The following is a 17681-nucleotide window of genomic DNA, read 5'->3' as shown; positions in this document are numbered from 1 at the left end:
TCAAGCGGTGGATGGCTTCGAATCGTCGGTGTGAGCGACCGCTCCCTGCGGTTCGCCGGCCAGCGCGAATGATAACGAGACTTGCGCCCCAGCCACAGCCCCGTCGGCGGTCCGATTGGAAAGCTCGATGCGCGCACCGTGCTCGTCGGCGATTTTCTTGACCACCGCGAGGCCGAGGCCGGTGCCCTTGCTCTTGGTGGTGACGTAGGGTTCGAACGCCCGCTTGAGGATGTTCTCGGCAAAGCCGGGGCCGCTGTCCTGCACCGTGAGGCGCACGCGCCGGCCCGAATCGCCCAGCCGGGTGCGGATCACGACCTCGCCGGCGCGGCCCTGGCCGGCGGCGGCCTCCGCCGCGTCCTGCGCGTTCTGGAGCAGGTTGTGGATCACCTGACGGATCTGCTGGGCGTCGCCGCGAATCGGCGGGCAGCGCGGGTCGAGCTCGCAGTGCAGCGCGTTGGGCGCGCTCTCGTGGCCGTACAGATGGAGCACGTCGGTCACCAGGGCGTTCAGGTCGACTGGCTTCAGGTCGGCCGCCGGCAGGCGCGCGTAGTCGCGGAATTCGTTGACCAGCCGTTTCATCGCATCGACCTGGTCGACGATGGTCTTGACCGACTTGGTGAGGATGGCCTGCTCCGGCGGCGGCACCTTGCCGGAGAGCTTCATCTCCAGGCGCTCGGCCGACAGCTGGATCGGCGTGAGCGGGTTCTTGATCTCGTGCGCCAGCCGCCGAGCGACCTCGCCCCAGGCCTGGGCCCGCTGGGCCGACACGATCTCGGAGATGTCGTCGAACACCAGCAGCCGCGCGGCGCCGGGCAGCTCGGCACCGCGGGCGACGATGCTGATCGCATCCTGCGACATGCCGCCGTTGCCGGCATGGAGCTCGAAGGCGTGCTGCCAATGATCGAGCCCGTGCTGCGCACGTTCGACTTCGAAGTCGTCGAACTGCTGCTGCACGCTCTGCGCGAAGGTGGCCAGCCCGGGCACGTCGGCGAAGGGCTGGCCTTCGTATGCCGCCAACGGTGCCCGCAGCACACGGGTCGCACCGGGGTTGGTCGACAGCACCCGTCCCGCCTCGTCGAGCACGATCACGCCCGAGGTCAGGTTGTCGAGAATGGTCTGCAGGTTGCCGCGCGCGGCGTCGAGCTCGCCCACGGTCTTTTCGACCGCGGCGCGGGCGTCGGCCAGTTGCTGCGTCATGACGGCGAACGAGCGCGTCAGGCCGCCCAGTTCGTCCTTGCCTTGCAGGGCCGCGGTCGGGCGCAGATCGCCGGCCGCCACCTGGCGCACACCGTCGGCCAGCACGAGCAGCGGCCGTGCCAGCCCGTTGCCGAACAGCACGGCGAGCAGCACCGCGCCGAACACCGCCAGGAACAGGCACAGCGTGAGGGTGCCGATGTACATGCGGCGCAGGCCGTCGCGCGCCAGCGAGCGCTCCTGGTACTCGCGGTTGGCCTCCTGCACCGCCAGCGCGTTGGCCACCACGGCCGGCGGCAGCGGCTGCACCACCTGCAGGAAGCGGGGCTCGGTGTTGAACTCGAAGCCGGGCCGCTGCACCAGGGCCAGCGCCCGCACCGAGGCCGGCGGCGATGTGCCCTGCGCCCCGGGCGTCTCGTCCAGCCCTTCGATGTGCGCGACCGAGCGCTCGGCGCGCGCCTGCCGGAACTGCTGCGGCGTCGGCCGCTCCGGATTGAGCTGAAAGCGCGAGGCGCCGGCGCCCGCGATGAGTTGGCCGGTGCCGGTCCAGAGCACGACGTCGCTGGCACCCAGCTGGTCGCGGACGCGTTCCAGCACCAGGCCGGCGCTGGTGTCCGGCACGTCGGCCAGCTGGTTGCTGGCGCCGCGCGCCTTGGTCATCAGGTCGGCCGAGAGCGAGTCGAGCGTGGCACGGCCGAGGTTCAGGCCGGCGTCGAGCGCGCCCTCGACCTTGACGTCGAACCAGCTCTCGATCGAGCGCGACACGAACTGGTAGGACACGAAATAGACCAGCACGCCCGGCACCACGCCCACCAGGGCGAAGATCGCCGCCAGCTTGATCAGAAGCCGACTGCCGAACTTGCCCTGTCGCAAGCGCCGCACCAGGCGAAAGACCACCCAGCCGAGCACCAGCAGCAACAGCACCGCCACCACCACGTTGATGCCGAAGAGTCGCGCGTAGTTCTCCTCGTACAGCATGCGGTTGTTGGTGGCCAGGGCCAGCAGGAACATCAGCACCAGGCCGACGGCGGTGACCAGCGCGGCGATCACGCCGACGGCCCATCGCACGGCGCGGGCGCGCCGTGCCACGGTCGAGGCCGGGCTGTTGCGCGTCTCGGTGCTCACCGGCTCTTCTCCACCGGCAGCCGGGCGCTGCGCTCGGCGGCAATGTCCCAGTCGGACTGGCCGACCATGCCGATCTGGAACGGGCGCGGCAGCTGCGTGGTGTCGAGCCGGAAGCGGAAGACGACCGGATGCAGCCCGTCGTCGCCGATCTCCGCCAGGTCGCCCAGGCGCAGCCGGCCGATGCGCTTGACCGCGTCGAGGGCCTCGTCGAGGCTGTCGAAATTCTGGTTCAGCGAGACGCCGAAGCCGGCGTTGCCGGTGATGGGGACCGGTGCCACGTTGAGCCGCCAGCGCCGGGTGAGCGGCTGGTAGGCCAGGCGCATGTAGCGCGACACCTGGGCCATCTTGCGGTCGGTCCAGTACCAGCGTTCGCGGTAGAGCTCGGCCTCGGCCACGAAATGAAGCGCGATGCCCTTGTCGAGCACGTCTTCGACCAGGGGCGGGAGTTCGAACTGGACGGTGGCGCTCAGGTAGACCCCGTCGTCGCCGTTCTCCAGGTGCATCTGGGCGACGGACGCGCCGCGCGACTGGGCCGCGGCGGGCCCGGTCGCGCCGAGCCACAACGCCAGAAGGAGCAGCAGCAGTGCGATCGGATTCGACAGAAGGCCGACGCTCCGCCCGCCCCGGCGCTGGTCAGCGCCGGGTTTTTTCGAGCAGTGCGTAGAAGAACCCGTCGTGGTCACCCAGGTCATTGTCCGGGACGCCACGGGCATTGCCGCCGCTTTGGGGCAGCAAATGGCCGGGCGACGGCTTGAATCGGGCATCGGTGTTGTGCGCAAGAAACGCCTCGATCTGGTGCAAACCTTCTTCGCGGAAGACCGAGCAGGTGCAATAGAGCAGCCGCCCGCCGGGTTGGAGCAAGGGCCAGAGCGCCGCCAGCAGCATCGCCTGTTGAAGCGCCAGCTGCCCGGTGTCGCTCTCGCGCCGCAGCCACCGCACGTCCGGGTGGCGCCGGACGATACCGGATGCGGTGCAGGGCGCGTCGAGCAGGATGGCGTCGAAGGGCTTCCCGTCCCACCAGTCGCCTGGGCGACCGGCATCGGCCACGACGACCCGGGCTTCCAGGCCGAGGCGAGCGAGGGTCTCGCCGATGCGGCGGCTGCGCTGGGCATCGACCTCGAGCGCGGTCACTTCGATCGCCCGGTCGCCGGCATGCTCCAGCAGGTGTGCTGTCTTGCCGCCCGGGGCGGCGCAGGCGTCCAGCACCCGGAGCGGCCGGTCGGGCGACGGCGCGGCGAGGCCGGCGAGCAGCAGCGGTGCGGCGAGCTGGGCCGCGGCATCCTGCACCGACACCTCGCCTTCGACGAAGCCCGGGAGCAGTTGCACCGGCCGCGCCTGGTGCAGCTGCACGCCGTCGGCGCCGACCGCATGGCCGTCGAGCCCGACCGCCCGGAGGGCGACCAGGTAGTTCTCGACCGAGGTTCTGCGTCGGTTCACTCGCAGCGTCATCGGCGCCTGCAGGTTGTCGGCAGTGAGTACCCGCTGCCATTCGCGCGGATGGTCACGCCGCAGGCGTTCGATCCACCAGCGTGGATGGTTCCACTGCGCGACCGGCTCTTTCTCGGTGATGGCGACCAGTTCATCGCGCTCGCGCAGGAACCGGCGCAGGCAGGCGTTGATGAAGCTGGCCTGCGCCCGCGTGACCGGGCTGCGCTTGGCCGCCTCGACGGCCTGATCGACCAGCGTGAAGGGTTCGTACGGCGAGGACTCGGCCTCCCACGAAAGCGCCAGCGCCGTGCACAGCAGCGCGTCGGCCGGCGGTGGCGGGGTGCGCTTGGCCAGGTGGCGGCGCAGCGCCTCGGCACGGCCCAGGCGCCGCAGCACCTGGAAGCCGAGCGCCTGCACACCCGGCCGCATGGCGGGCTCGATGGCCTCGAACGCCACGCTGCCCGAGGTGCCGGCACGGATCGCGGCCAGCGCCTGGGCGGTGAGCTGCAGCTGCCGCCAGAGCGGCGGCGAGAGGGAAGGGTCGGAGAGGTCTGACAAGCGGTGGATGGTAACAACGGCGCCCAGGGGGGGCGCGGGGTGGAAAAAGTCGGCGTCAGTCGAGCGCGGCGGCGCGCTTGAGTTGCATCACCCATGCCACCAGGAGCGCAGGAAACTGCCGGACCGCGGCGTTGTACTGCCGCACGGCCTGATTGAACTGCCCGCGCGCGATCTCGGCCGCGGCCGAAGGCTCGGGCCAGGCGATCGCGGTGGCCGCGAAGGCCGGCGGCGGATCGGCGGCGACACCGCCCAGCGGCACCGGCCGCGAGAGGGTTCCGTCGGGCTCGAAGCTGACGACCTCGTCCGGGTAGAGCCGCTGCCAGGCGGCCAGCATCACATGCAGGGCGGTGCCCAGCGCCGCCATGCGCTCGGGGTCGAGCGGGCGCTGACGCGCCGCGCCGAGCAACGTGGTCAGTTGGAGCGCGGTGGCGCGCAACTGCGCCGTCGCCTCCGGGCCGGTCGCGGCCTCATCGGCCGCCTGCGCGCGCGCCTGGACGAAGTCCAGTTGACGCGACAAGGCGGCATCGAGCGTGGCGTAGGCCTGCAAGGCCGACGAGCGCAAGCGCACCAGCCGGTTGTAGGCCCCCACGAACCAGAAAAGAAGCAGGGCCGCGGCGATCCACCACGGCAGCTCGGGCGGCAGACGATCCATCATGGGGTGTCCGCCGGCAACACCCCGCGGCACCGTGCACGGGCCGGCGGGGGCAGAGGCAAGAAAACGCCCCCGATCCGCGGACGGACAGGGGGCGTCTGAGGGCCGGTCATGGCCTGCGAGTCAGCAGCGGCCGCTTACTCGGTCGCAGCGCCTTCGCTGGCATCGACCGTGGTCGCGTCGTCCGAGCCGTTGCCGGCCAGTTCCGCCGCTTCGGACTCGGCGATGGCGCGGCGCTCGGCCTCGTCCATCTGGTCCTTCGCGCGACGTGCCTGGTGGTACGCCATACCGGTGCCGGCCGGGATCAGACGGCCCACGATGACGTTTTCCTTCAGGCCGCGCAGCTCGTCGCGCTTGCCCATGATCGCGGCTTCGGTCAGCACGCGCGTCGTTTCCTGGAACGATGCGGCCGAGATGAACGAATCGGTCGAGAGCGATGCCTTCGTGATACCGAGCAGCAGGTTGGTGAACGTCGCGGGGATCTTGTCAGCGGCGCGCAGGGCGTCGTTGGTGTTGAGCATTTCGCTGCGTTCGACCTGTTCGCCGGAGATGTAGTTCGTGTCACCGATGTTGTCGACCACGACGCGACGCAGCATCTGGCGAACGATCACCTCGATGTGCTTGTCGTTGATCTTCACACCCTGCAGGCGGTACACGTCCTGCACTTCGTCCACGATGTAGCGCGCCAGTTCTTCCGAACCCAGCAGGCGCAGGATGTCCTGCGGATCGGCCGGACCGTCGACCACGGACTCGCCCTTGTTCACCACCTGGCCTTCGTGCACCAGGATGTTCTTTTCCTTCGGCACGAGCTCTTCGTAGATGCCGCCTTCCGGATCGGTGATCTGCAGACGCAGCTTGCCCTTGGTTTCCTTGCCGAACGACACGGTACCCGTCATCTCGGCCAGCATGCCCTTGTCCTTCGGCGAGCGGGCTTCGAACAGCTCGGCCACACGCGGCAGACCGCCGGTGATGTCGCGCGTCTTCTGGCCTTCGACCGGAATGCGGGCCAGCACTTCGCCGGGGCCCACGTCCTGGCCATCGCGGATCTGCACCAGCGAGCCGATCGGGAAGCCGATCGTCACCGAGTGGTCGGTGCCGGGGATCTTCACCTCGGCGCCGGAGGCGTCGATCAGCTTCACTTGCGGACGCACGACCTTGGCAGCGCCGCGGCGCTTCGGGTCGATCACAACCAGCGTCGACAGGCCGGTGACTTCGTCCACCTGCTTGGCGACCGTGAGGCCTTCCTCGACGTTCTCGAACTGCGTCTTGCCGGCGAATTCCGTGATGATGGGGCGCGTCAGCGGGTCCCAGTTGGCGAGGATGAAGCCCGCCTTGACCTGCTGATCGGCCTTCACTGCCAGGATGGCGCCGTACGGCACCTTGTGGCGTTCGCGCTCGCGACCATGCTCGTCGTGGATGACGATTTCGCCCGAACGCGAAATCACCACCAGCTCGCTCTTGCTGTTGGTCACGTAGCGCATCGTCGCGTTGAAGCCGATCGAACCGTTCGACTTGGCTTCCACGCTGGAGGCGATCGCCGCACGCGACGCCGCACCACCGATGTGGAAGGTCCGCATCGTCAGCTGCGTGCCGGGCTCACCGATCGATTGCGCGGCGATCACACCCACGGCTTCGCCGATGTTGATCAGGCCGCCGCGACCCAGGTCGCGGCCGTAGCAGGTGGCGCAGATGCCGAAGCGCGTTTCGCACGTCAGCGCGGTACGGACCTTGACCTCGTCGACGCCTTGCGCCTCGAGCACTTCGATGTTGTCTTCGTCGAACATCTCGCCGGCGTTGAGCAGCACGGCTTGGGTTTCTGGGTGCAACACATCGTCCGCCGCGGAACGGCCGAGGATACGGTCGCGCAGCGATTCGATGACTTCACCGCCTTCGACGATGGCGCGCATCACGTAGCCGCCGTGCGTGCCGCAGTCCTGCTCGATCACGACCAAGTCCTGCGTCACGTCGACCAGACGACGCGTCAGGTAACCCGAGTTCGCGGTCTTCAGCGCGGTGTCGGCCAGACCCTTACGGGCACCGTGGGTGGAGATGAAGTACTCCAGCACGTTCAGGCCTTCGCGGAAGTTCGCGGTGATGGGCGTCTCGATGATCGAGCCGTCGGGCTTGGCCATCAGGCCCCGCATGCCGGCGACCTGACGGATCTGCGCGGCGGAACCGCGTGCACCCGAGTCGGCCATCATGTAGATGGAGTTGAAGGACTCCTGCTCGACGTCCTTGCCGTGGCGATCGATGACGCGCTCCTTGGAGAGCTTGGCCATCATGACCTTCGACACTTCGTCGCCGGCCTTGCCCCAGATGTCGACCACCTTGTTGTAGCGCTCGCCAGAGGTCACGAGACCGGAGACGTACTGCTGTTCGATCTCCTTCACTTCCTTGGCGGAGCGCTCGATGATGCCGTGCTTCTCGGCCGGCACCAGCATGTCGTCGATGGCGATCGAGATACCGGCCTTCGTCGCCAGACGGAAACCGTTCTGCAGCAGCTTGTCGGCGAACACCACGGTCTCTTTCAGACCGCACTTGCGGAACGAGACGTTGATGAGCTTGGAGATTTCCTTCTTCTTCAGCGCCTTGTTGATGTTCGAGAACGGCAGGCCCTTCGGCAGGATCTCGGACAGCAGCGCACGGCCCACGGTCGTGTCCACCAGCGCGGTCGACGGCGTGAATTCGCCGGTTTCCTTGTCTTTGGTGTACTCCGTGATGCGCACGGCGACCTTGGCGGTCAGCTCGACTTCGTTGGCGTCGAGTGCGCGCTGGACTTCACCGATGTCGGAGAAGATCAGGCCCTCGCCCTTGCCGTTGATGCGGTCGCGGGTCGTGTAGTACAGACCCAGCACCACGTCTTGCGACGGCACGATCGACGGTTCGCCCGACGCCGGGAACAGCACGTTGTTGGAGGCCAGCATCAGCGTGCGGGCTTCCATCTGCGCTTCCACCGACAGCGGCACGTGGACAGCCATCTGGTCGCCGTCGAAGTCGGCGTTGAAGGCCGCGCAAACGAGCGGGTGCAGCTGGATCGCCTTGCCTTCGATCAGGATGGGTTCGAAGGCCTGAATGCCCAGACGGTGCAGCGTCGGAGCGCGGTTCAGCATGACCGGGTGCTCCTTGATGACCTCTTCCAGGATGTCCCAGACCACCGGCGTGCCGGATTCGACTTCCTTCTTGGCAGCCTTGATCGTCGTCGCGATGCCCATGGCTTCGAGGCGCGAGAAGATGAAGGGCTTGAACAGCTCGAGCGCCATCAGCTTGGGCAGGCCGCACTGGTGCAGCTTGAGCGTCGGGCCCACCACGATGACCGAACGGCCCGAGTAGTCGACGCGCTTGCCCAGCAAGTTCTGACGGAAACGACCGCCCTTGCCCTTGATCATGTCGGCCAGCGACTTCAGCGCGCGCTTGTTGGCGCCCGTCATGGCCTTGCCGCGACGGCCGTTGTCCAGCAAGCTGTCCACGGCTTCTTGCAACATCCGCTTTTCGTTGCGCGCAATGATCTCGGGAGCCTTCAGCTCCAGCAGACGGCGCAGACGCGAATTGCGGTTGATGACGCGGCGATACAGGTCGTTCAGGTCGGAGGTCGCGAAGCGGCCGCCGTCCAGCGGTACCAGCGGACGCAGGTCCGGCGGCAGCACGGGCAGCACTTCGAGCACCATCCACTGGGGCTTGATGCCCGACTTGCGGAAGGCTTCCAGGACCTTGAGGCGCTTGGAGTTCTTCTTGACCTTGACTTCGGAGCCGGTCAGGTCGCCGCGCAGGCGTTCGATCTCGCTGTCGAGCTCGATGCCTTCCAGCAGGTCCTTGATGCCTTCGGCGCCCATCTTGGCGACGAACTCGTCGCCGAATTCCTTGCGCTTCGTGTCGTAGTCGTCCTCGGACATGATGCTGAACTTCTTCAGCGGGGTCATGCCGGGGTCGGTCACCACGTAGGCTTCGAAGTACAGCACGCGTTCGATGTCGCGCAGCGTCATGTCGAGCACCAGGCCCAGACGCGACGGCAGCGACTTCAGGAACCAGATGTGGGCGCAGGGCGCGGCCAGGTCGATGTGACCCATGCGCTCGCGACGCACCTTGGTCTGCGTGACTTCAACGCCGCACTTCTCGCAGATGACGCCGCGGTGCTTGAGGCGCTTGTACTTGCCGCACAGGCATTCGTAGTCCTTGATGGGCCCGAAGATCTTGGCGCAGAACAGGCCGTCACGTTCGGGCTTGAAGGTGCGGTAGTTGATCGTCTCGGGCTTCTTCACCTCGCCGAAAGACCACGAACGGATCTTCTCGGGCGAAGCCATGCGGATGCTGATGGCATCGAAATGCTCATCGGGCGTGAATTGCTTGAACAGGTCGAGTAATGACTTCATGGGACTCTTTCCTTGTCTTGCTTATGAACGTTCGAGTTCGATGTCCAGGCCCAGGGAACGGATTTCCTTGACCAGCACATTGAACGATTCCGGCATGCCGGCTTCGATGGAGTGTTCGCCCTTGACGATGCTCTCGTACACCTTGGTACGGCCTTGCACGTCGTCGGACTTCACCGTCAGCATTTCCTGCAGGACGTAAGCGGCGCCGTAGGCTTCGAGCGCCCACACTTCCATTTCCCCGAAACGCTGGCCACCGAACTGGGCCTTGCCGCCCAGCGGTTGCTGCGTGACCAGCGAGTACGGGCCGGTCGAGCGGGCGTGCATCTTGTCGTCCACCAAGTGGTGCAGCTTCAAGAAGTGCATGTAGCCCACGGTGACCGGGCGCTCGAACTGATCGCCGGTGCGGCCGTCGTACAAATAGGCCTGCGTGCGCGTGTCGGTCAGGCCCTTGAGCTTGGCGATCTCTTCCGGATAGGCGAGCTGCAGCATGCCGCGGATCTCTTCTTCCGTGGCGCCATCGAACACCGGGGTCGCGAAGGTCACGCCGTTCGACAGGTTGCTGGCCATCTCGACCACTTCGCCGTCGCTCAGCTTGCTCAAGTCTTCCTTGCGGCCCGAGCCGTTGTAGAGCTTGTCGAGGAAGGCGCGGAGTTCCGCGATCTTCGCTTCGGCCTGCAGCAGGTCGCCGATGCGCTGGCCGATGCCCTTGCCGGCCCAGCCCAGATGCACTTCGAGCACCTGGCCCACGTTCATCCGCGAAGGCACGCCCAGCGGGTTCAGGCAGATGTCGCACGGCGTGCCGTCGGCCATGTGGGGCATGTCTTCGACCGGAACGATCTTCGACACCACACCCTTGTTGCCGTGGCGGCCGGCCATCTTGTCGCCGGGTTGCAGGCGGCGCTTGACGGCCAGGTAGACCTTGACCATCTTGAGCACGCCCGCAGGCAGCTCGTCGCCCTGCGTGAGCTTCTTGCGCTTCTCTTCGAACGCGAGGTCGAAGCTGTGGCGCGTCTGCTCGAGCGAGTTCTTGATCGACTCGAGCTGCGAAGCGACTTCGTCGTCCGCCGGACGGATGTCGAACCAGTGGAACTTCTCGATCGACGACAGGTAGGCCTTGTCGAGCTTGGTGCCCTTGGCCAGCTTGTTCGGGCCGCCGTTGGCAGCCTTGCCGGTCAGGAGCTTCTCGATCCGGTCGAAAGCGTCCGCTTCGACGATGCGCAGCTGGTCGTTCAGGTCGAGTCGGAAGCGCTTGAGCTCGTCGTCGATGATCTGCTGGGCACGCTTGTCGCGCGTGATGCCTTCGCGGGTGAACACCTGCACGTCGATCACGGTCCCTTGCGAGCCCTGGTCGACACGCAGCGAGGTGTCCTTCACGTCGGAAGCCTTCTCGCCGAAGATGGCGCGAAGCAGCTTCTCTTCAGGCGTCAGCGTGGTCTCGCCCTTCGGCGTGACCTTGCCCACCAGCGTGTCGCCTGGCTGCACTTCGGCGCCGACATAGATGATGCCGGACTCGTCGAGGCGGTTGAGCTGCTGCTCGGCCAGGTTCGGGATGTCACGCGTGATTTCTTCGGCACCCAGCTTCGTATCGCGGGCCATCACCACCAGTTCCTCGATGTGGATCGAGGTGTAGCGGTCTTCGGCGACGACGCGTTCGGAGATCAGGATCGAGTCTTCGAAGTTGTAGCCGTTCCATGGCATGAAGCCGATCAGCATGTTCTGGCCGAGGGCCAGTTCGCCGAGGTCGGTGGAGGCACCGTCGGCCACCACGTCGCCCTTGGCGATCTTGTCGCCGCGCTTGACGATCGGGCGCTGGTGGATGTTGGTGTTCTGGTTCGAACGCTGATACTTGATCAGGTTGTAGATGTCCACACCGACTTCACCGGCCGCTGCTTCGGCGTCGTTGACGCGCACCACGACACGGGTCGCATCGACGTAGTCGACGATACCGCCGCGGGTCGCGGTCACCACGGTGCCCGAGTCGACCGCGGAAACGCGCTCGATGCCGGTGCCGACGAAGGGCTTCTCGGGGCGCAGCACCGGCACGGCCTGACGCTGCATGTTGGCGCCCATCAGCGCGCGGTTCGCATCGTCGTGCTCCAGGAAGGGCACGAGCGAGGCCGCCACCGACACGATCTGTGCGGGCGACACGTCCATGTACTGGACGCGCTCGGCACCCACCAGGATCGACTCGCCGGCTTCACGGGCGGAAACCAGATCGCCGGTCAGCTTGCCGTCCTTGTCCAGGGCCGCATTGGCCTGGGCGATGACGTACTTGCCTTCTTCGATGGCCGACAGGTAGTCGATGTCCATCGTGACCTTGCCGTCCACCACGCGACGGTACGGCGTCTCGATGAAGCCGTATTCGTTCAGACGGGCGTACAGGGCCAGCGAGTTGATCAGGCCGATATTCGGGCCTTCGGGCGTTTCGATCGGGCAGACGCGGCCGTAATGGGTCACGTGCACGTCGCGCACCTCGAAGCCGGCACGTTCGCGTGTCAAACCGCCCGGGCCAAGGGCCGACACGCGGCGCTTGTGGGTGATTTCGGACAGCGGGTTGGTCTGGTCCATGAACTGCGACAGCTGCGAGGCGCCGAAGAACTCCTTCAGCGCGGCCGAGATCGGCTTGCTGTTGATCAGGTCGTGCGGCATCAGCGGCTCTTGCTCCGCTTGGCCCAGACGTTCCTTCACGGCCTTCTCGATGCGGGCGAGGCCGGTGCGGTACTGGTTCTCGGCCAGTTCGCCGACGCAACGCACGCGGCGGTTGCCCAGGTGGTCGATGTCGTCGACTTCGCCGTTGCCGTTGCGCAGGTCGACCAGGATCTTGACGACATGCAGGATGTCTTCGTTGGTCAGCACCATCGGGCCGGTCGACTCGTCGCGGCCGACCTTGGCGTTGAACTTCATGCGGCCGACGCGCGACAGGTCGTAGGTGTCCGGGTTGTAGAACAGGCGCTGGAACAGGGCCTGCACGGCGTCTTCCGTCGGCGGCTCGCCGGGACGCATCATGCGGTAGATGGCCACGCGCGCGGCGAACTCATCGACCGTTTCGTCGATGCGCAGCGTCTGCGAGATGTACGCGCCCTGGTCCAGTTCGTTCGTGTAGATGACCTGGATGTCCTGCACGCCGGCGGTGCGCAGCTTCTTCAGCAGCGCTTCGGTCAGTTCGTCGTTGGCCTTGGCCAGGATTTCGCCGGAATCCGCGTCGACGATGTTGCGGGCGACCACGCGGCCGACCAGGAAGTCTTCCGGCACGCTGATGTGCGTGGTGTTCGATTGTTCGAGTTCGCGGGTGTGACGCGCGGTGACGCGCTTGTCCTTGGCGACCACGACCTTGCCGGCCTTGTCGGTGATGTCGAAGCGCGCGACTTCGCCGCGCAGACGCTCGGAGACGAACTCCATCTGCGCGCCGCTGTCCATCAGGCGGAAGTTGTCGTTCACGAAGAAGTTCGCGAGGATCGATTCCGGGTTCAGGCCGATGGCCTTGAGCAGGATCGTGACCGGCATCTTGCGGCGACGGTCGACACGGAAGTACAGCATGTCCTTCGGGTCGAACTCGAAGTCGAGCCACGAACCGCGGTAGGGGATCACGCGGGCCGAGAACAAGAGCTTGCCCGAGCTGTGCGTCTTGCCCTTGTCGTGTTCGAAGAACACGCCCGGCGAACGGTGCAGCTGCGACACGATGACGCGCTCGGTGCCGTTGATGATGAAGGAGCCCTTTTCGGTCATGAGCGGCACTTCGCCCATGTAGACCTCTTGTTCCTTCACTTCCTTGACCACCTTCGACTGCGACGTCGACGACTCGCGGTCATAGATGATGAGCTGGACCTTGGCGCGCACGGCCGAGGCGAAGGTCAGGCCCCGCGTCTGGCACTCGCGCACATCGAAGGCCGGCTTCGCCAGGTTGTACTCGAGGAACTTCATCTCCACGAAACCGTTGTGCGAGACGATCGGGAACGCGGCGTCGAACGCGGCCTGCAGGCCTTCGACCGTGCGCTTCTGCGGCGCGATGCCCGCTTGCAGGAACGCGGTGTACGCGTCTTTTTGCATCTGCAGCAGGTAAGGGATTTCAACGACGCTGTCGCGGCTACCGAAATTCTTTCGGATGCGCTTGCGTTCGGTGTAACTGTACGTGGACGTTTGGGCCATGAGAGCTCCGGGGCTTGAGATCTTGCGCGACTTGTCAACAGCGCTTTCGCGCCACTGCTTGGCGGCTGGCCACTACCAGCCGTTGGCGGACAGTGATGCGTTGCACATCACCCGAACCAAGGGGTCTTCTGCAGTCGGGGTCAGAAGACACTCAAAAGCCGCGTCGCGACGTCGGCTTGTGGGTGCGCTCTGAAAGCGGCAAAGGCTGGAGGGCTCTTTCGAGCACCTCCAGCCCTTCAGGGAGACTGAATTACTTCAGTTCCACCTTGGCGCCGGCATCTTCCAGCTTCTTCTTGGCGGCTTCAGCGTCAGCCTTCGACAGGCCTTCCTTGACGGCCTTGGGAGCGGCTTCCACCAGGTCCTTGGCTTCCTTGAGGCCCAGGCCGGTGATTTCGCGCACGGCCTTGATCGCCGACACCTTGTTCGCGCCAGCATCCATCAGCATGACGTTGAACTCGGTCTGCTCTTCGGCCACAGCGGCGGCAGCGCCACCGCCAGCACCGGCGGGTGCCGACATTGCAGCGGCGCTCACGCCGAACTTCTCTTCGATGGCCTTGACCAGGTCGTTGAGTTCCAGGACCGTCATGCTGTCCAGCGCGGTCAAAAATGCGTCTTTATCGAATGCCATTTTGGTTTCCTAACAATTGGGTTGAATTTCTCGAACGCAAGGCTTATGCAGCTTGCGCTTCGGCCGGAGCCTCGGCCGGTGCTTCGCCACCACCACGCTTCTCGGCCAGCGCCGCGAGAACGCGGGCGGTGCGGGAAATGGGGGATTGCATCAAGCCCAGCAATTGCGCCAGCAGCACTTCCTTCGAAGGGATGTTGGCCAGTTGCTTCACGCCATTGACGTCCAGGGCCTTGCCACCGAATGCACCGCCGCGAATCACCAACTTGTCGTTGGTCTTCGCGAAATCGGCCACCACTTTCGCGGCGGCCACGGCGTCTTCGGAGAAGCCATAGATCAGCGGACCGGTCATCTGGTCGCCGACGATCTCAAATGCGCTTCCGGCGACAGCACGGCGTGCCAGCGTGTTCTTCAACACGCTGAGCGTCACGCCCTGGCTGCGCGCGGTATTGCGCAATTTGGTCATGTCAGCCACCGAGATGCCCCGGTATTCCGCCATCACGAGCGTTTGAGCTTTTGCGGCGAGGCTGGTCACATCACTGATGACCGCTTCTTTCTCACTGCGATTCAGACTCAAGGTCTACTCCTTTTAATGCGCCTTCTGGCTTGGCTTTCGCCTGAGCCTCGAGACGCGCTTCATGCAGCGACCAACTGTTTCGGAACCAAATTCCTTGCAGCGGGATCGCCATCTGCGCTGGGGAACCCCGAGAGGTTCGATTAAGTGCAGCGAACTGCACGCCAGCGGTCTTGGATGGCCCGTTGTGCTCGCCCGAAGACGATGCCGCACCGGCCCACCACATCGCCACGCCCCGAAAGGCGCGGCAAATTCTTCACATCAGCTCTGTGCGATCGACTGGGTGTCGACGCGAACGCCCAGACCCATCGTCGAGGACACCGCCACCTTGCGCAGGAACACACCCTTGCTGGTCGCCGGCTTGGCCTTGACCAGAGCGTCGATCAGCGCCACCAGGTTGCCCTGCAGCTTGTCGGTGTCGAACGAACGACGGCCGATCGTGCCGTGGATGATCCCGGCCTTGTCGACACGGAACTGCACCTGGCCGGCCTTGGCGTTCTTCACGGCCGTGGCGACGTCCGGCGTCACGGTGCCGACCTTCGGGTTGGGCATCAGGCCGCGCGGGCCGAGGATCTGGCCCAGCGTACCGACGATGCGCATCGCATCCGGTGCAGCGATCACGACGTCGAAGGGCATGTCACCCGCCTTGACCATCGCGGCCAGGTCATCCATGCCGACGATGTCGGCGCCGGCAGCCTTGGCTTCTTCCGCCTTGGCGCCCTGGGCGAACACGGCGACGCGCTTGGTCTTGCCGGTGCCGTTGGGCAACACGACGGCGCCACGCACGACCTGGTCCGACTTCTTCGCGTCGATGCCCAGTTGCACGGCCACGTCGATGGATTCATCGAACTTGGCGGTGGCGGCTTCCTTCACGAGGCCGATCGCATCGACCAGCGCGTACAGCTTGTTGCTGTCGACCTTGCCGACCGAGGCTTTTTGCTTCTTGGTGATCTTGGACATTTACACACCCTCCACAGTCACGCCCATCGAACGGGCAGAGCCGGCGATGGTACGAACGGCGGCATCCAGGTCGGCTGCCGTCAAATCCTTCATCTTGGCCTTGGCGATCTCTTCGAGCTGAGCGCGCGTGATCTTGCCGACCTTGACGGTGTGCGGCGTTGCCGAACCCTTGTCCAGCTTGATGGCCTTCTTGATCAAGGTGACCGCGGGCGGCGTCTTGATGATGAAGGTGAAGCTCTTGTCCGCGAACGCGGTGATGACCACCGGCAGCGGCAGACCGGGCTCGACGCCCTGGGTCTGGGCGTTGAACGCCTTGCAGAACTCCATGATGTTCAAACCACGCTGGCCCAGCGCGGGACCGATCGGTGGTGACGGGTTGGCCTTACCAGCTGGCACTTGCAGCTTGATGAAGCCGACGATTTTTTTCGCCATGCTTTGCTCCTTGCGGGTGATATCGCCATGGCACTGGGCCGCGGCTCCCCGGGGTTGACGACTCTTCTTCTGAAGTCCCTTGCCGAGTCGGGTGGCAAGGGAACGGGGGTGGACGGCGCCGAAGCCGGCGCCCTCCGCTTGTCAATCAGGTCTTCTCGACTTCCGCGAAGCCCAGTTCGACCGGTGTGGCGCGTCCGAAGATCATCACGGACACGCGCACCTTGTTCTTTTCGTAGTTCACTTCTTCCACGGTGCCGTTGAAGTCGGTGAACGGGCCTTCCTTGACGCGCACGAATTCACCGACGGTGAACTCGACCTTGTGGCGTGGCTTCTCGGTGCCCTGCTGCATCTGGCTGACGATGTCCTCGACCTCTTTCTGCGAGATCGGCGCCGGACGGTTCTTTGCGCCACCGACAAAACCCGTCACCTTGTTGGTGTGCTTTACCAGGTGCCAGCTCTCGTCGTCCATGATCATCTCGACCAGAACGTAGCCCGGGAAGAAGCGGCGCTCGGTGGTGCGCTTCTGGCCGTTCTTGATCTCGACGACTTCCTCGGTCGGCACCATGATGCGGCCGAACTTGTCTTGCATGGCCGCGCGGTTGATGCGCTCGGTGATGTTGCGCTCGACCGCCTTTTCCATGCCCGAATAGGCATGCACGACGTACCAGCGAAAATCCGGGTTCGTCGGGGGCGGCAGCAGCGACGTGCTTTCCGGCGTGGTTTCGACAGCGTCAGTCATTTATTTTCTCCAGCCCAGAATGAGGTCGAAGAACACCCACTCGAGGGTCTTGTCGGTCGCCCACAGGAAAATGGACATGATTGCCACGAAGGCGAACACGTACGCGGTCATCTGGATGGCCTCTTTGCGCGTGGGCCAGACGACCTTCTTCACTTCGCGCCAGGCGTCCCGGCCGAAGGCCCACAGCTGACGACCGCTTTCGGCACTCGCGAAGGCACCTACGGCTGCTGCCAAGCCGACCAGCAACGCTGCCCATTGGACCAGCGCCCCTTGGCGCGACAGCAGGTAGAAGGCCACGACCGCGCCGACGGCCAGCACCACCGCCGCAGCCAGCTTGGCTTTGTCGGCGCCGGTGTTCACGGTTTCGATTTGAGAGGTGGCCATGGTCGGCTGGTTTCCTGCGGCCTCGCGGCCTTCGATTCAATGTCTCTTCAGACGGCGAAGCCCATCGGGTCACGATGGGCTTTTGAAGCCTGCCATCGGGTCAACGATGGGCTTTTTTCAGGAGTGCCACCGAAGTGGCAGGGGCAGTAGGAATCGAACCTACAACCTTCGGTTTTGGAGACCGACGCTCTGCCAATTGAGCTATACCCCTGTGCAATTCCTTAGATGTCGAGGATCTTGGCCACGACGCCCGAACCCACGGTACGGCCGCCTTCGCGGATGGCGAAGCGCAGGCCTTCTTCCATCGCGATCGGGTTGATCAGCTTGACGGTGATGCTGACGTTGTCGCCAGGCATGACCATTTCCTTGTCCGCAGGCAACTCGATCGCGCCGGTCACGTCCGTCGTGCGGAAGTAGAACTGCGGACGGTAGTTGTTGAAGAACGGCGTGTGACGGCCGCCTTCGTCCTTGCTCAGCACATAGACTTCAGCGGTGAA

General features: G+C 65.3%; 13 protein-coding genes and 1 tRNA gene. All 14 read right to left on the bottom strand.

Features of this window, described 5'->3' with window-relative positions; translation table 11 throughout:
- Positions 1-2319: a sensor histidine kinase gene (locus tag ACSFBE_RS00070; protein WP_435488330.1), complete on the bottom strand. Its 2319-nt coding sequence runs from the start codon at positions 2317-2319 to the stop codon at positions 1-3.
- Positions 2316-2903 carry a DUF4390 domain-containing protein gene (locus ACSFBE_RS00065; RefSeq protein ID WP_435488875.1) on the bottom strand — a complete coding sequence of 196 codons (588 nt, stop codon included), beginning with the start codon at positions 2901-2903 and terminating at the stop codon, positions 2316-2318. The genes ACSFBE_RS00070 and ACSFBE_RS00065 overlap by 4 nt, the downstream gene beginning before the upstream one ends.
- A gap of 49 nt (positions 2904-2952) precedes the next feature.
- Positions 2953-4305 carry a 16S rRNA (cytosine(967)-C(5))-methyltransferase RsmB gene (rsmB, locus tag ACSFBE_RS00060; RefSeq protein ID WP_435488329.1) on the bottom strand — a complete coding sequence of 451 codons (1353 nt, stop codon included), beginning with the start codon at positions 4303-4305 and terminating at the stop codon, positions 2953-2955.
- Positions 4306-4360: 55 nt separating this feature from the next.
- Positions 4361-4960 carry a LemA family protein gene (locus ACSFBE_RS00055; protein WP_435488328.1) on the bottom strand — a complete coding sequence of 200 codons (600 nt, stop codon included), beginning with the start codon at positions 4958-4960 and terminating at the stop codon, positions 4361-4363.
- A 134-nt stretch (positions 4961-5094) separates the two neighbouring features.
- Positions 5095-9324, bottom strand: a complete 4230-nt coding sequence (rpoC, locus tag ACSFBE_RS00050; RefSeq protein WP_435488327.1) for a DNA-directed RNA polymerase subunit beta' — start codon at positions 9322-9324, stop codon at positions 5095-5097.
- A gap of 21 nt (positions 9325-9345) precedes the next feature.
- Complete coding sequence (rpoB, locus tag ACSFBE_RS00045; RefSeq protein WP_435488326.1) at positions 9346-13470, bottom strand: DNA-directed RNA polymerase subunit beta; 4125 nt, start codon at positions 13468-13470, stop codon at positions 9346-9348.
- A gap of 250 nt (positions 13471-13720) precedes the next feature.
- A complete protein-coding gene (rplL, locus tag ACSFBE_RS00040; RefSeq protein WP_286647965.1) occupies positions 13721-14098 on the bottom strand; it encodes a 50S ribosomal protein L7/L12 in 378 nt (125 codons plus the stop codon).
- A 43-nt stretch (positions 14099-14141) separates the two neighbouring features.
- Positions 14142-14672 (bottom strand): 50S ribosomal protein L10, encoded by a 531-nt coding sequence (gene rplJ, locus ACSFBE_RS00035; protein WP_435488325.1) that lies wholly within the window; start codon positions 14670-14672, stop codon positions 14142-14144.
- A 258-nt stretch (positions 14673-14930) separates the two neighbouring features.
- Complete coding sequence (gene rplA / locus ACSFBE_RS00030; RefSeq protein WP_435488324.1) at positions 14931-15629, bottom strand: 50S ribosomal protein L1; 699 nt, start codon at positions 15627-15629, stop codon at positions 14931-14933.
- Complete coding sequence (gene rplK / locus ACSFBE_RS00025; RefSeq protein ID WP_435488323.1) at positions 15630-16061, bottom strand: 50S ribosomal protein L11; 432 nt, start codon at positions 16059-16061, stop codon at positions 15630-15632.
- A gap of 145 nt (positions 16062-16206) precedes the next feature.
- A complete protein-coding gene (gene nusG / locus ACSFBE_RS00020) occupies positions 16207-16800 on the bottom strand; it encodes a transcription termination/antitermination protein NusG (protein WP_435488322.1) in 594 nt (197 codons plus the stop codon).
- The gene (gene secE, locus ACSFBE_RS00015) at positions 16801-17184 is read right to left on the bottom strand and encodes a preprotein translocase subunit SecE (protein ID WP_435488321.1); all 384 of its coding nucleotides are present in this window, start codon (positions 17182-17184) and stop codon (positions 16801-16803) included.
- Positions 17185-17319: 135 nt separating this feature from the next.
- Positions 17320-17395, bottom strand: a tRNA-Trp gene (locus tag ACSFBE_RS00010).
- Between the two features lie 10 nt (positions 17396-17405).
- On the bottom strand, positions 17406-17681 hold a 276-nt coding region (locus tag ACSFBE_RS00005; protein WP_475539649.1), incomplete at its 5' end, for an EF-Tu C-terminal domain-related protein.

Origin of the sequence: Variovorax sucrosi, from assembly GCF_051216635.1 — a bacterium.
Taxonomy (GTDB): domain Bacteria; phylum Pseudomonadota; class Gammaproteobacteria; order Burkholderiales; family Burkholderiaceae_C; genus Variovorax.
The sequence above is the reverse complement of the archived record's forward strand: the minus strand, read 5'-3'. Positions and strand labels throughout refer to the sequence as shown.